Source organism: Pseudonocardia parietis, assembly GCF_017876315.1.
GTDB lineage: Bacteria > Actinomycetota > Actinomycetes > Mycobacteriales > Pseudonocardiaceae > Pseudonocardia > Pseudonocardia parietis.
In genome coordinates this window covers 1,677,152-1,690,356 of the sequence record NZ_JAGINU010000001.1, presented here as the reverse complement: position 1 = coordinate 1,690,356, position 13,205 = coordinate 1,677,152, and the positions used below count along the sequence as shown (strand labels likewise).

12 protein-coding genes are annotated in these 13,205 nt (G+C 72.6%); 4 read left to right on the top strand and 8 right to left on the bottom strand.

Annotated features, from left to right (window positions below; genetic code table 11):
- Positions 1-96 precede the first annotated feature (96 nt).
- From JOF36_RS08055 to JOF36_RS08035, 5 genes are all read right to left on the bottom strand, one after another.
- Entirely contained in the window at positions 97-315 is a 219-nt protein-coding gene (locus tag JOF36_RS08055; protein ID WP_210025805.1) for a hypothetical protein, read from the bottom strand.
- Positions 316-424: 109 nt separating this feature from the next.
- Complete coding sequence (locus JOF36_RS08050; RefSeq protein ID WP_210025803.1) at positions 425-2,998, bottom strand: bifunctional FO biosynthesis protein CofGH; 2,574 nt, start codon at positions 2,996-2,998, stop codon at positions 425-427.
- A gap of 89 nt (positions 2,999-3,087) precedes the next feature.
- Entirely contained in the window at positions 3,088-3,912 is an 825-nt protein-coding gene (locus tag JOF36_RS08045) for a protein kinase domain-containing protein (protein WP_210025802.1), read from the bottom strand.
- Positions 3,909-4,736 (bottom strand): exodeoxyribonuclease III, encoded by an 828-nt coding sequence (locus tag JOF36_RS08040; protein WP_210025800.1) that lies wholly within the window; start codon positions 4,734-4,736, stop codon positions 3,909-3,911. Before JOF36_RS08040 ends, JOF36_RS08045 begins: the two co-directional genes overlap by 4 nt.
- Positions 4,737-4,778: 42 nt before the next feature.
- On the bottom strand, positions 4,779-5,111 hold the full coding sequence (locus JOF36_RS08035; protein ID WP_210025798.1) for a hypothetical protein: 333 nt from the start codon (positions 5,109-5,111) through the stop codon (positions 4,779-4,781).
- A 242-nt stretch (positions 5,112-5,353) separates the two neighbouring features.
- Between JOF36_RS08035 and JOF36_RS08030 the strand changes: the two genes are divergently transcribed.
- Positions 5,354-7,585 carry an NADP-dependent isocitrate dehydrogenase gene (locus JOF36_RS08030; RefSeq protein WP_210025796.1) on the top strand — a complete coding sequence of 744 codons (2,232 nt, stop codon included), beginning with the start codon at positions 5,354-5,356 and terminating at the stop codon, positions 7,583-7,585.
- Positions 7,586-7,793: 208 nt separating this feature from the next.
- Here JOF36_RS08030 and JOF36_RS08025 read toward each other — a convergent pair whose 3' ends face one another.
- The gene (locus JOF36_RS08025; RefSeq protein WP_210025794.1) at positions 7,794-9,095 is read right to left on the bottom strand and encodes a DUF2252 domain-containing protein; all 1,302 of its coding nucleotides are present in this window, start codon (positions 9,093-9,095) and stop codon (positions 7,794-7,796) included.
- 218 nt (positions 9,096-9,313) lie between these two features.
- Here JOF36_RS08025 and JOF36_RS08020 point away from each other — a divergent pair, with 218 nt between their 5' ends.
- Entirely contained in the window at positions 9,314-9,532 is a 219-nt protein-coding gene (locus JOF36_RS08020; RefSeq protein WP_210025792.1) for a hypothetical protein, read from the top strand.
- An 11-nt stretch (positions 9,533-9,543) separates the two neighbouring features.
- Here JOF36_RS08020 and JOF36_RS08015 read toward each other — a convergent pair whose 3' ends face one another.
- Together JOF36_RS08015 and JOF36_RS08010 are read right to left on the bottom strand one after the other, a co-directional pair.
- Positions 9,544-9,852 carry a DUF3017 domain-containing protein gene (locus tag JOF36_RS08015; RefSeq protein ID WP_210025791.1) on the bottom strand — a complete coding sequence of 103 codons (309 nt, stop codon included), beginning with the start codon at positions 9,850-9,852 and terminating at the stop codon, positions 9,544-9,546.
- 142 nt (positions 9,853-9,994) lie between these two features.
- Complete coding sequence (locus JOF36_RS08010; RefSeq protein WP_210025789.1) at positions 9,995-10,849, bottom strand: bifunctional methylenetetrahydrofolate dehydrogenase/methenyltetrahydrofolate cyclohydrolase; 855 nt, start codon at positions 10,847-10,849, stop codon at positions 9,995-9,997.
- A 135-nt stretch (positions 10,850-10,984) separates the two neighbouring features.
- On the opposite strand from JOF36_RS08010, the gene JOF36_RS08005 reads away from it, so the two are divergent.
- Complete coding sequence (locus JOF36_RS08005) at positions 10,985-12,397, top strand: TrkH family potassium uptake protein (protein ID WP_307862270.1); 1,413 nt, start codon at positions 10,985-10,987, stop codon at positions 12,395-12,397.
- Positions 12,398-12,461: 64 nt separating this feature from the next.
- Positions 12,462-13,091, top strand: a complete 630-nt coding sequence (locus JOF36_RS08000) for a potassium channel family protein (RefSeq protein ID WP_307862744.1) — start codon at positions 12,462-12,464, stop codon at positions 13,089-13,091.
- Positions 13,092-13,205 lie beyond the last annotated feature (114 nt).

The window sequence follows — 13,205 nt, the reverse complement described above, 5'->3', positions numbered from 1 at the left end:
TGGATCGGCGTCGGGGGTCCGATCCACCGGCCGGGGCCGGTCGGGGCCGTGGCGGCGCGGAGGGGGACGCCGCCGCGATCCGGCCGGCCACGTGTGTCAGGACGGCCGATCCGGCCCGGTGCCGGTACCCGTGCGGGGCTCGGTGTCGGTGCCGGGCTCGGTCTCCTCCGGGGCCTCGGGGTCCGCGACGGGCCCCACCGTCACCACACCCTTGTCCAGGTCGATCGGCCCCAGCTGCCACGGCTGACCGCCCTGCGCGGCATCCGAGTCCTCGTGGATCCGCTTCCGCGGGAACATCTCTCCGAGCACACCCATACCCCCACGGTAGCGCCGCCACGAGCCGTGGCGCGGTGCCGCGAGGGGCACACCCGAGCAGTTCGACCTTGTGCCGGCAGCCCTGGTGTGCCCCTCACGGGGCCCGCGATCAGGCGGGAGTGAGCGGGAGGCTCCGCGGGGTGGTCGGGGTGAGTACCGACGGCTCGCCGCGGTAGGTGGTGGTCCGCTGCCGCACCGGGCGGCCGGCGGCGCGGGCGATCGCGGTGAGCTCCTCCACCGAGCGCTCGGAGCCGTTCTCCGAGCCGGCCATCCGGCTGATCGTCTCCTCCATCAGGGTGCCGCCCATGTCGTCGGCGCCGCCGCGCAGGATGCCGGCGGCGAGATCGTCGCCGAGCTTCACCCAGGAGCACTGCACGTGGTCGATCCGGCCGTGCAGGGCGAGCCGGGCGAAGGCGTGCACCGCCAGGTTGTCCCGCTCGGTCGGGCCCGGCCGGGCGATCCCGGCCAGGTAGATCGGGGCGTTGTGGTGCACGAACGGCAGCGGGACGAACTCGGTGAACCCTCCCGTGCGGTCCTGGATCGAGGCGAGGGTGCGCAGGTGGCCGAGCCAGTGCCGGGGCTCGTCGACGTGGCCGTACATCATCGTCGACGACGACGGGATCCCCAGCTCGTGCGCGGTCGAGACGACCTCGATCCACTGGGACGCCGGCAGCTTGCCCTTGGTCAGCACCCAGCGGACCTCGTCGTCGAGGATCTCCGCCGCGGTGCCCGGGATGGAGCCCAGCCCGGCCGCCTTGAGCTCGGAGAGCCACTCGCGGATCGAGACGCCCGCCTTGGCCGCGGCGGACACGATCTCCATCGGGGAGAACGCGTGCACGTGCATGCCCGGTACCGCGTCACGCACAGCACGGACCAGATCGGCGTAGAACGACACCGGCAGCTGCGGGTCGATGCCACCCTGCACGCAGACCTCGGTCGCACCGTCGCGGGCGGCCTCGGCGGCGCGCTGGGCGACCTCGTCGAGCGAGAGCCGGAACGCGTCGGCGTCGCGTTCGCGCTGGGCGAAGGCGCAGAACCGGCAGCCGACGTAGCAGACGTTCGAGAAGTTGATGTTGCGGTTCACCACGTAGGTGACGTCGTCGCCGTTCACCGCCCTGCGGACGTCGTCGGCGAGCGACACCAACGTCCCCAGCGCCGGGCCCTCGGCGGTGAGGACGGCCATCGCCGCGGCGGCGTGGGCCGGGTCCAGCAGCGCCGCCGGGTCGGACGCGGCGAGGTCCAGCCCGGTCTTCACGTCACCGTCGAGGCGGGCCGGGGCGTGCGAGCGCTGCGCGGCCAGCTCGGCGGCCACCTCGTCCCAGTCGCCGTAGACCGACCCGAAGTCGCTGCGCCGGTCCTCGGTCCGCCCGGACGTGTCGATCGTGGCGTTGAGGTCGATCCGGCCGGAGGACTCGAACCCGCCGTCGGGCTCCTGCCAGGGCCGGCCCTGCACGACCGCGTCCGGGTCGGCGAGCCCGTCGGCCGTGGCGAGCGCGGCGATGTGGGCGTGCAGCCGGGTGTCGATCCACGGCGACCCGGCACGGATGTAGCGCGGGTACGCGGTGAGCCGTTCGGCCAGCTCGAAGCCCTCCGCGGCGGTGACCCGGGCGAGCTCGTCGACGGCCGGCCACGGCATCTCCGGGCTGACGTGGTCGACGGTCACCGGCGACACCCCGCCCCAGTCGTCGATCCCGGCACGCAGCATCAGCGCCTGCTCGCCGCCGACCAGGTTCGGCGGGGCCTGCAGCCGTACCTTCGGGCCGAGCACCAGCCGGGCGACGGCGATGGTTGCGGCCAGGTCGTCGAGGTCGGCGTCCGGGTCGTTCGCCATCGCGGTGTCCGGCTTCGCCCGGAAGTTCTGGACGATGACCTCCTGCACGTGCCCGTGCGACCGGGCCGCGGAGCGGATCGCGAACAGCGACTCGGCCCGCTCGGTGCGGTTCTCCCCGATCCCGATCAGGATCCCGGTGGTGAACGGGACCCCGACGCGGCCGGCGTCGGTGAGCGCACGGAGCCGGACCGCGGGCTCCTTGTCCGGGCTGCCGAAGTGCGGGCCGCCCTTCTCGAACAGCCGCTGCGAGGTCGTCTCCAGCATCATGCCCATGCTGGCGGCGACCGGCTTGAGCCGGGTGGCCTCCTCCCACGACATGACGCCCGGGTTGAGGTGCGGCAGCAGCCCGGTCTCCTCCAGCACCGCGATCGCGCAGGCCCGCACGTAGTCCAGGGTGGAGTCGTAACCCCGTTCGGAGAGCCACTCCCGCGCCTGCGGCCACCGGTCCTCCGGGCGGTCGCCGAGGGTGAACAGGGCTTCCTTGCATCCCTGCGCGGCGCCCTGTCGGGCGATCTCGACGACCTCGTCGCGTTCGAGGAAGGGCGACTCGAGCCGGTGCGGGACGGTCGCGAACGTGCAGTAGTGGCAGCGGTCCCGGCAGAGCCTGGTCAGCGGGATGAAGACGTTGCGCGAGTACGTGACGACACCGGGGCGGCCCTCCTCGACCAGCCCGGCGTCGCGGACCCGGCCGGCGTGGGTGAGCAGCTCGTCGAGGTCCGAGCCGCGAGCGGCGAGCAGCACGGCGGCCTCGGTGACGTCCAACATGGACCCGTCCCGGACCCGGCGCAGCGCACGGCGGACGGCCGAGGCGCTGGGGGCGGGCTCGATCGGGGCGGCGGGAGAGTCGGCCATGCCCTCACAGTAGGTACGCCGGGCCCGGCGGGCGAGGCCCGGTCGATCTCCGGCGGTGCCGGGCCCGGCCGTCGCACGGCCCGATCGCCCTACAGCACCGCCCAGAGGACCATCCCGGCGACCGCGACCAGCAGCAGACCGGCCACGACCAGCAGGATCCAGCGGTTGCGCCCGAGGTCTCCGCCTGCCGGGCGGGGTCGCGCGGCCCGTTCCAGCAGCGCCTCGGCGTGGTCCGGGCCGATCCGCTCCGCCGGGTCGGCCGCGGTCAGCCCGGTGATCGCCAGCGCCAGCGGGCTGCCGTGGGTCATCCGTCTCCCGGCGGTGTGGTGCAGCACCGCCCCGAGGCTCCAGAGGTCCGCGGCCGGGGTGTCCCCGCGCTCACGGTCCCGTTCGGGCGGGGTGAACCCGCCGCGTCCGCCGGTCCGCGCCCCGACCGCCCGGGCCAGCCCGATGTCGGTGACCAGTCCGCGCCCGTCCGGGGTGAGCAGCACGCAGTCGGGGTCGAGACCACCGTGCGTGCCGCCGGCGGCGTGCACGGCGCGCAGTGCGGCCAGCACGTCACGCCCGATCGCGGCGACCCGGCGGGCCGGCGGCGGCTCGCCGTCCACGACGTGGCTCAGCGGGCGCGTCTCCGGATGCTCGGTGACCAGGTACTCGCGCATCCCGCCGTCGGTGGCCCGGTCGGTGATCAGGTCCAGCACGCCGACGACGCCCGGGTGCCGCAGCCGCCCCGCGGCCCGGACCTCGGCGAGCAGCCGCTCCCGCGCGCCGCCGTCCGCGGGTACCGCGATCTCGGTGACGACGACCGTCCGGCCGGTGATCCGGTCCTCGGCGCGGTGCGAGGGGCCGAATCCCCGGCGCTCCAGCTCGGCCAACAGCAGGTAGCGGCCCCCGACGATCCTGCTCTCGATCACCCGGCGGCTCCCAGCCGGACGACCACCGGGGCGTGGTCGGACCAGCGGGTGTCGTGCGAGGGGGCCCGCTGCACGACCGCGCCGGTCGCCGCCGCCGCGATACCGGGTGTGGTGAGCAGGTGGTCGATCCGCCAGCCGACGTCGTTGTCGAACGCCCGCCCGCGGTAGGTCCACCAGGAGTACGGCCCGTCGGTGTCCGGGTGGAGGTCCCGCACGACGTCGGCCCAGCCGTGTGCCAGCAGCCCGGCGAACCACTCCCGCTCGTAGGGCAGGAAGCCGGAGTTGCGCTGGTTGTTGCGCCAGTTCCGCAGGTCCCGCTCGGTCGGTGCGATGTTCCAGTCCCCGGCCACGACCATCTCGCGGCCGGTCGCGGCACACCGGTCGAACGCGGTGCGCAGGTGGTCGCCGAAGGTCTTGCAGAACGCGTCCTTGGCGTCCTGCTTGTCGGTACCGGCGACGCCCTTCGGCAGGTACAGCGACGCGGCGGTGAGCCCGCCCGGCAGGTCGACCTCGAGGTAACGGCCGTCGAGGTCGGTCGTGGGATCACCGAAGCCGATCCGCACGGCCTCCGGCTCGGCCCGGCTCAGGACGGCGACGCCGTTGCGTCCCTTCATCGTCTCCGAGGGCGCCATCCGCAGGTGCCAGCCGTGGGCGTCGAGCAGCTCGACGAAGGCGGCCGGCAGCTCGTCGGGCCGGGCCCGGACCTCCTGCAGGCAGATCACGTCGGCATCGGTCGCGGCGAGCCAGTCGAGCATCCCCTTGGCGGTGGCTGCCCGCACGCCGTTGACATTGGCGGCGCCGAGAGCACGGACGGGAGGAACCACGTTCCTACTCTCCCGCACGGACGATCACGGTGTGCAACGGGTTCAGCACACGCTCCCGGCCGTCGCGGCCACGCTGTTCGACGGCACCCACCGGTCGCCGCCGGTCAGCTTGCGGAACCCGGTGTCGACGATCGTCTCGGCCGTGACCTCGGCACCACGGGCGAGCGTCTCGACGGGCTGCGCGGACGGGCTCGGCGCGGCCCGGACCGTCACCTCGGCGGCCTGCACCGTCACCGTGCAGGCGGCTCCGCCGAACTGGTCGGTGGCACCGCCGTATCCCAGCGCCACCGCGGTCAGCACGACCGCGATCACTCCGACCAGCGGCCATCCGCGCAGGAAGGACTTCCGCCAGCCCGGGAGTTTCAGCTTGGCCACGCCCGTCGCTCCCCTCGTCACCGACTCGGTGCACCGTAGCCGCTCCGGCCGCGTGCGCAGATCCACCGCTCGGGGTGTCGGACGGGTTACTCCTGCGCGCGTGCGACGGCGTCAACGGGATAGCGTGGCGCGGAAGCGGGCCGCCGCGCCGGGGCCCCGCCCGGTTCCGGGCAGGTCGTCGGCGCAGCGGCGGGGCCGCAGCATCCGATCCGACGACGAGCCCGAGGCAGGCCAGACACAAGATGAAGCTCATCTACACGTACACCGACGAAGCGCCGGCGCTCGCGACGCATTCCTTCCTGCCGGTCATCGAGGCGTTCGCAGGCCAGGCCGGGGTCGACGTGGAGACCCGCGACATCTCGCTGGCCGGCCGGATCCTGGCGAAGTTCCCGGACCGGCTGACCGACGCCCAGCGTGTCCCGGACTCCCTCGCCGAGCTCGGCGAGCTGGCGAAGACCCCGGACGCCAACATCATCAAGCTGCCGAACATCAGTGCCTCGATCCCGCAGCTCAAGGCGGCGATCAAGGAGCTGCAGGGCGCCGGCTACGACATCCCGGACTACCCGGAGGCCCCGCAGACCGACGGGGAACGCGCCGCCCGCGCCGCCTACGACTCGGTCAAGGGTTCCGCGGTCAACCCGGTGCTGCGTGAGGGCAACTCCGACCGCCGGGCGCCGGCGTCGGTGAAGAACTTCGCCCGCAAGCACCCGCACTCGATGGGCGCCTGGAGCCCGGACTCGACGAGCCACGTCGCGACGATGTCCGACGGCGACTTCCGGCACTCCGAGACCTCCTTCACCGCCCCGGCCGACGGCGCCGTGCGGATCGAGCACGTCGCGGCCGACGGCACCGTCACCGTCCTCAAGGAGTCGGTGAAGGTCCTGGCCGGCGAGGTGATCGACGGCGCCGTCATGCGCAAGGAGGCACTGCGGGCGTTCCTCGCCGAGCAGATCGCCGAGGCGAAGGAGCAGGGCGTCCTGTTCTCCGTGCACCTCAAGGCCACGATGATGAAGGTCTCCGACCCGATCATCTTCGGGCACGCGGTGCGCGCCTACTTCGCCGATGTCTTCGCCACCTACGGCGACGATCTCGCCTCCGTGGGTGCCGACCCGGACGACGGGCTCGCCTCGGTGCTCTCCGCCCTGGAAGAGCTCCCGGCGGACAAGCGCGACGCCATCGAGAAGGCCATCACCGACGCGTACTCCACCGGCCCGGCTCTGGCCCAGGTCGACTCCTCGCGCGGGATCACCAACCTGCACGTGCCGAGCGACGTCATCATCGACGCCTCGATGCCGGCCGCGATCCGGTCGTCCGGGCAGATGTGGAACGCCGACGACACGACCCAGGACACCAAGTTCGTCATCCCGGACTCGTCCTACGCGGCGCTCTACGACGAGACCGTGCGGCACTGCCAGGAGCACGGGGCGTTCGACCCGACGACGATGGGCACCGTCCCGAACGTCGGCCTGATGGCGCAGAAGGCCGAGGAGTACGGCTCGCACGACAAGACGTTCGAGGTCGCCGCGGCCGGCACCGTCCGCGTGGTCGACGCGGGCTCCGGCGAGGTGAAGCTGTCCCACGAGGTCGCCGAGGGTGACATCTGGCGTGCCTGCCAGACCAAGGACGCCCCGATCCGCAACTGGGTCGGCCTGGCCGTCGAGCGGGCCCGGGCCACCGGCGCCCCGGCCGTGTTCTGGCTGGACGCCTCCCGCGGGCACGACGCGCAGCTCATCGCCAAGGTCGAGCAGTACCTGGGCGAGCACGACACCGACGGCCTGACCATCCAGATCATGAACGTCGCCGACGCCACCCGCTACACCCTGGAGCGGGCCCGCAAGGGCGAGGACACCATCTCGGTCACCGGCAACGTCCTGCGCGACTACCTGACCGACCTGTTCCCGATCCTCGAGCTCGGCACCAGCGCGAAGATGCTCTCGATCGTCCCGCTGATGAACGGCGGCGGCCTCTTCGAGACCGGTGCCGGCGGCTCGGCGCCCAAGCACGTGCAGCAGCTGCAGAAGGAGAACCACCTGCGGTGGGACTCCCTCGGAGAGTTCCTGGCGCTGGCCGTCTCGCTGGAGATGCTGGCCTCGAAGTCGCCCGACCCGCTGCGCGCGAAGCTGCTGGGCCAGGCGCTCGACGACGCCACCGGCACGCTGCTGGAGAACGGCAGGTCCCCGTCGCGCAAGGTGAAGGAGCTGGACAACCGGGGCAGCCACTTCTACATCGCGCTCTACTGGGCGCAGGCGCTCGCCGCGCAGACCGAGGACCCGGACCTGGCGAAGGTCTTCGCCCCGCTGGCCTCGACCCTGGCCGAGCAGGAGCAGACCATCGTGGACGAGCTCAACGGCGTCCAGGGTGAGCCGGTCGACCTGGGCGGCTACTTCTACGTGGACCGTGCCGAGGCCGACTCGGTGATGCGACCGAGCAGCACCTTCAACGCCGCGATCGACGCGTTCGCCGGCAAGGGCTGACACCCCGCGCGCACGACGGGCGAGGGCCCGCCTCCCGGGATTTCCCGGGAGGCGGGCCCTCGCACGTGTGGCCCGATCAGGTCCGGGACGCCACCGGGGCCGACAGCAGGTTGCACAGCGCCGCGGACTGCAGCGCGAGTGGTGACCCGGCCGCGCCCGGTCCCGGGGTGTCGATCGTCCCGGAAGTACGCACACAAAGGTGCGTCGGTCAGCTGCTGCTGACGCCGGGGATCTGGTCCTCCCGGAAGGCGTCGACGAACAGTCCGTGGTCCGCGCGGACCCGGCGCGCGTAGTCGTGCGCGAACGCGACGACCCAGGCGATGAACGCGTCCTCCCGGCCGGCGACGGTGTCGGTGATCGCCTCCTCGACCCGGAAGTCGACGAGATCGTGGTCGGCGTCCGCGTCCGCCACGCAGTGGATCTTCGCGGTGGCCCGGCCGAGGTCGGCGACGACGGGTTCGATCTCGTGTGGCTCGGTCAGCTCCGACCAGTTCAGGTCGGCCTCGTACGGCGACACCTCGGCCACGACGAACCCCACGCCGTCGAGGGCCGTCCAGCCCAGCATCGGGTCGGCGTGCGCCTGCAGCGCCCGCTGCGACAGCGCGGTGCGGTGCCCGTGGTGCTCGAAGTACGCCGCCACCCGTTCGTCGGTCACCACCCGCGACGGGGCCGCCACGTTGCCCTGCTTCATCGAGACGACGATGTCGTTGTCCAGCGCCTGGTTGAGGCCCTCGACCAGCACCGTGTACGTCGGCAGCCCCGCACTGCCGATCCCGACACCGGAGCGGCCCGCGACGTCCTTGACCGTGTAGGCGACACCCCGGTGCCGTTTGGCGGGCGGGATGGTCTGCACGTAGGCCTCGAAGGCCGCCGTGACCTTCGCCTTCTCGTCGTCGCCGAGGACGCGCAGGCCCGGGCCCGCCCGCAGGATGCGGTCGAAGCCCTCGGTCTCGGTGATCGCGTCGAGCAGTCCGACCCGGGTCCGGGTGCGGGCAGACTGCAGCACCTGGCGCACCGGCCCGTCGGTGGTGTCCAGCCGCAGCGCGAACCGGTCGTCGTCGGTGTCGGCGAAGTGCCGCACCTGCTCCAGGTAGCTGCGGCAGTAGACCTCGACGAGCCGGGACAGGGCTCGGTCGGAGATCGCCTTGCGCCGGCCGAGCAGGCAGAGGCTGGCCGCGAACCGGGTGACGTCCCAGGTCCAGTGCCCGAGGTAGGCCTCGTCGAAGTCGTTGACGTCGAAGACGAGCACGCCGTCGCCGTCCATGTAGGTGCCGAAGTTCTCGGCGTGCAGGTCGCCCTGGATCCACACCCGGCTCGTCCGGTCGTCGACCCACGGGTCGTCGCGCTCGGCGGCGTCGGCGTAGAACAGGCACGCGCTGCCGCGGTAGAACGCGAAGGGGTCGGCCGCCATCTTCCGGAACTTGGCCCGGAAGGCCGCCGGATCCGCGGCCATCAGGTCCTCGAACGCCGTCACGAGGATGTCGACGATCCGGCCGCTGCGCTCGTCCATGACCCCGGATCCTGCCCCTGTCCGCCGGATTCGGCCAACGCACGGCCGGTGGGCGCTGTCGGTGGGCGCTGTCGGTGGCCGCCACACCCCCGGGGGTACGAACGATCATCGTTACGATCTTCGGGTGATCATCGGCGGGCTCCCGGGACGATCACGACCCCCTTCGGACCCCTCCCCGTGACCGAGCGTACGTACCCATCGGTAGAATGTTGTTAGCGATGATCATTATCAAGCCGACGACGACCGTGCCGCCCGAGGCCCCCGGCCCCGCCCGGCCGACCCGCCGCGCGCACCGGCCCTCCGGCCGTCCGGTGCCCGGCCCGCGGGCCACCAGCACCGGACCCGGCCGCCCCGGCAGCAAGCGCCCCGCCGGTCCGCGCCGGCCCCCGACCCGGCGTCCGGCCACTCCGGCCACCCCCGGCGACGGCCGGGGCTGAGCACCGGCCGCTCAGCCGACCGTCAGCGAGCCCCGGGTGATCGTCAGGGCGAGCAGCAGGACGGCGAGACCGAACCCGCCGTAGATCAGGGCATCGGCGTGCCGGCCCCGGACCGCGAGCAGGCCCACCCGGTCTTGCGGCAACGCGACCCGCAGGCCGGCGGCGAGCAGCATCGCCACCCCGAAGGCCGCCGAACCTTCCCGCCAGTGCTCGGTCACCACCCGCTGCAGCCCGACCAGGGCGATCGCGAGCACCGCGAGCAACGGCCAGTGGGTACGCAGCCGGGCACGCAGCCCGTACCCGCTCCGCGTGGTGGCCATCGAGCCTCCTCCGCTCAGCCGACCGGCAGCGCCGCGGTCGCGGCGCTCACGCGAACACACCGCGTTCGGTCCTGATTCTCACTCCGGCAAGCTCCGTTCGGTGCTGACTCTCACTCCGGCAAGCTCCGTTCGGTGCCAACTCTCACTCCGGCAAGCTCCGTTCGGCTGCCTCGACCACGTTCGTCAGCAGCATCCCGCGGGTCATCGGGCCGACGCCACCCGGCATCGGCGCCAGCCGGCCGGCCACCTCCGCGACCTCCGGTGCGACATCGCCGACCAGCCCGAGGTCGGTCCGGGTGACACCGACGTCCAGCACCGTCGCGCCCGGCCGGATCTGGTCCGCGGTGATCAGCCCGGGCTTTCCGGCCGCAGCGACGACGATGTCGGCGCCGCGCAGGTGCGCGCCGAGGTCCTTCGTGCCGGTGTGACACAGCGTCACGGTCGCGTTCTCGGTCCGGCGGGTCAGCAGCAGGCCGAGCGGGCGCCCGACGGTGACACCACGCCCGACGACCACGACGTTCGCACCGGCCAGCTCGACACCGAAGCGACGGCACAGCTCGACGATCCCGCGGGGCGTGCAGGGCAGCGGGCCGGGCTCCCCGAGCACCAGACGGCCCAGGTTGGTCGGGTGCAGGCCGTCGGCGTCCTTGGCCGGGTCGACGCGCTCCAGCGCGGCGCCGGAGTCCAGCCCGGCCGGCAGCGGCAGCTGGACGATGTAGCCGGTGCAGGCCGGGTCGGCGTTCAGCTCGTCGATGGTGTCCTCGACCTGGGCCTGGCTCGCGTCGGCCGGCAGCTCGCGCTGGAAGGAGGTGATCCCGACCTTGGCGCAGTCGCGGTGCTTGGCGCGGACGTAGGCGTGCGACCCCGGGTCGTCCCCGACGAGCACCGTCCCCAGCCCGGGCGTCGCTCCGGCCGCCGTCAGCTTCTCGATGCGCGCCCGCAGGTCCTCGAGAAGCTCCGCCAGCGTCGCCTTACCGTCCATGACCGTTGCACTCACGCGGCCATCCTCCCAGGCGCCGGCAGGGGGTGCCGCACCGACCGAGGAGCGCGGAACCGCAGCCCACGGCCACCACGCCGAGCGCCCACACGGACGGTCCACGGGCCTTCCGCGGGCCTGGACTAGTCTGCGCCGGTGGTCTTCCGGAAGCTCCCGGGGAGTCCCTCACCGGCCCGGCAGGTTCTGGCCGGGCTCACCGTCCGGGTGGTCGGCGTGGTCTCGCCCGGCGGACGGCACCCGGCCCGTTCGGTGCTCATCGGGTTCTCGCTGTTCATCCTGGCCGGTGCCCTCGTGCTGATGCTGCCCGTGGCGACGAGCTCGGGCGAGGTCGCGGACTTCCCGACCGCGTTGTTCACCGCGACCTCCGCCGCCTGCGTCACCGGGTTGGTCGTCGTCGACACCGAGCACTACTGGTCGGGGTTCGGGCAGGCCGTCCTGCTGGTCCTGATCCAGGTGGGCGGTATCGGCATCATCACCGTCGCGTCGCTACTGGGCCTGCTGGTCTCGCGCCGGTTCAGCATGGGCATGCAGTCGAGCATGCAGGCGGAGCAGCGCGGCATCGGGTCCCGCGACGTCCGCCGGGTCGTCCGCCGGATCGCCGTACTCAGCATCGCGATCGAGACGGCCCTCGCGGTGGTGCTGGCCGTCAGGTTCGTCGCGGGCTACGGGCAGCCGCTCGGCGAGGCCGTGTACTCGGGCGTCTTCCACGCCGTCTCCGCGTTCGCCGGCGCCGGGTTCTCGCTGTACTCGCAGAGTCTGTCGGCGTACTCCGGTGACGCCTGGGTCGTGCTGCCGGTCGGCGTGGTCGGGTTCGTCGCCGGGATCGGCTTCCCCGTCCTGTTCGAGATCGCCCGGCGCCACCACCGTCCGCGGCAGTGGACGCTGCACACCAAGCTGACCCTGCTCGTGAGTCTCGTGCTGCTCGGCATCACGTTCGTGTTCGTCCTCGTCGGCGAGTGGAGCAACCCGGCTTCGCTCGGCCCGATGGGTGTGGGCGAGAAGCTGCTCGGCGCCTTCTTCAGCGGCACGATGCTGCGGTCGGTCGGGCTGACCCTGTTCGACGTCTCGGGCCTGCGCCCGGAGACCATGGTGCTCTTCGAGATCATGATGTTCATCGGGGGCGGCAGCGCGAGCACCGCGGGTGGCATCAAGGTGACGACGTTCGCGGTGCTGGCCTTCGCCATCCTGGCCGAGGTGCGCGGCGAGCCGACGGTGCACGTGCTGGGCCGGAGGCTCTCCGCCGCGGTCCAGCGGCAGGCCCTGACCATCGCGCTGCTCAGCGTGGGCCTGGTGATGGGCGCGACGATGGTGCTGCTGACGCTGACCGAGCATCCTCTGGACCGGGTCCTGTTCGAGGTCACCTCGGCCTTCGGCACGGTCGGCCTGTCGACCGGGATCACCGGGGACCTGCCGGTGGCGGGGGAGCTCGTCCTCGTCGTGCTGATGATCGTGGGACGACTGGGGTCGATCACGGCGGCGACCGCGCTGGCGCTGCGCGAGCGGCGGCGCCGCTACGAACTACCGGAGGAGCGACTCGTTGTCGGTTAGCAGGCGGTCGGCCAGCAGGCGGTCGGCCAGCAGGCGGCACAACGGCGGCAACCGGGCGGTCGTCATCGGGCTCGGCCGGTTCGGTGGCTCGCTGGCTCTCGAACTGGTCACCGGGAGGACGGAGGTCCTCGCCCTGGACCATCGGGAGAAGGTGGTCAACGAGTGGGCGGACCGGCTCACCCATGCAGCGGTCGTCGACTGCACCGACGAGCAGGCCCTGCGCCAGCTCGACGTGCACAACTTCCCGCGCGCGGTGGTGGCCATCGGGGCCGAGCTGGAGTCGAGCATCCTCGCGACGTCGATCCTCGCCGAGTTCGGCGTCCCCCGGATCTGGGCGAAGGCCCTGTCCCGCCAGCATGCCCGGATCCTCGAGCGGGTCGGCGCACACCACGTGGTGCTCCCCGAGCACGACATGGGCGAGCGGGTCGCTCACCTGGTCATGGGCCGCATGCTCGACTACATCGAGTTCGAGGACGACTACGCCATGGTCAAGACCCTGGCCCCGGAGGAGGCCGTCGGCCGGCCGCTCGGACAGTCGCAGCTGCGCCACAGGTACGGCGTCACCGTGGTGAGCATCAAACGTCGCGGCGAGGGCTTCACCTACGCCTCCTCCGAGACCGTGGTCCAGCGCGGCGACCTGCTCATCGTGGCCGGCAGGACGGCGGACACCGAGCGCTTCGCCGAGCTCAGCTGACGCCCCGGTACCGGCCGTTGCGCCACGTTGCACGCGGCGCACTCGCAGGTGCCGGACGGGACGCGGACCCTGACCGAACGTCGTGCACTCACCGCGCGAGTAGGGCACGCCAAC

Coding starts and splice junctions, on each gene's coding strand:
- JOF36_RS08015 (WP_210025791.1), bottom strand. CDS start 9,852: ATGGCCACCACGCGGAGCGGGTACGGGCTGCGTGCCCGGCTGCGTACC.
- JOF36_RS08055 (WP_210025805.1), bottom strand. CDS start 315: ATGGGTGTGCTCGGAGAGATGTTCCCGCGGAAGCGGATCCACGAGGAC.
- JOF36_RS08020 (WP_210025792.1), top strand. CDS start 9,314: ATGATCATTATCAAGCCGACGACGACCGTGCCGCCCGAGGCCCCCGGC.
- JOF36_RS08030 (WP_210025796.1), top strand. CDS start 5,354: ATGAAGCTCATCTACACGTACACCGACGAAGCGCCGGCGCTCGCGACG.
- JOF36_RS08050 (WP_210025803.1), bottom strand. CDS start 2,998: ATGGCCGACTCTCCCGCCGCCCCGATCGAGCCCGCCCCCAGCGCCTCG.
- JOF36_RS08025 (WP_210025794.1), bottom strand. CDS start 9,095: ATGGACGAGCGCAGCGGCCGGATCGTCGACATCCTCGTGACGGCGTTC.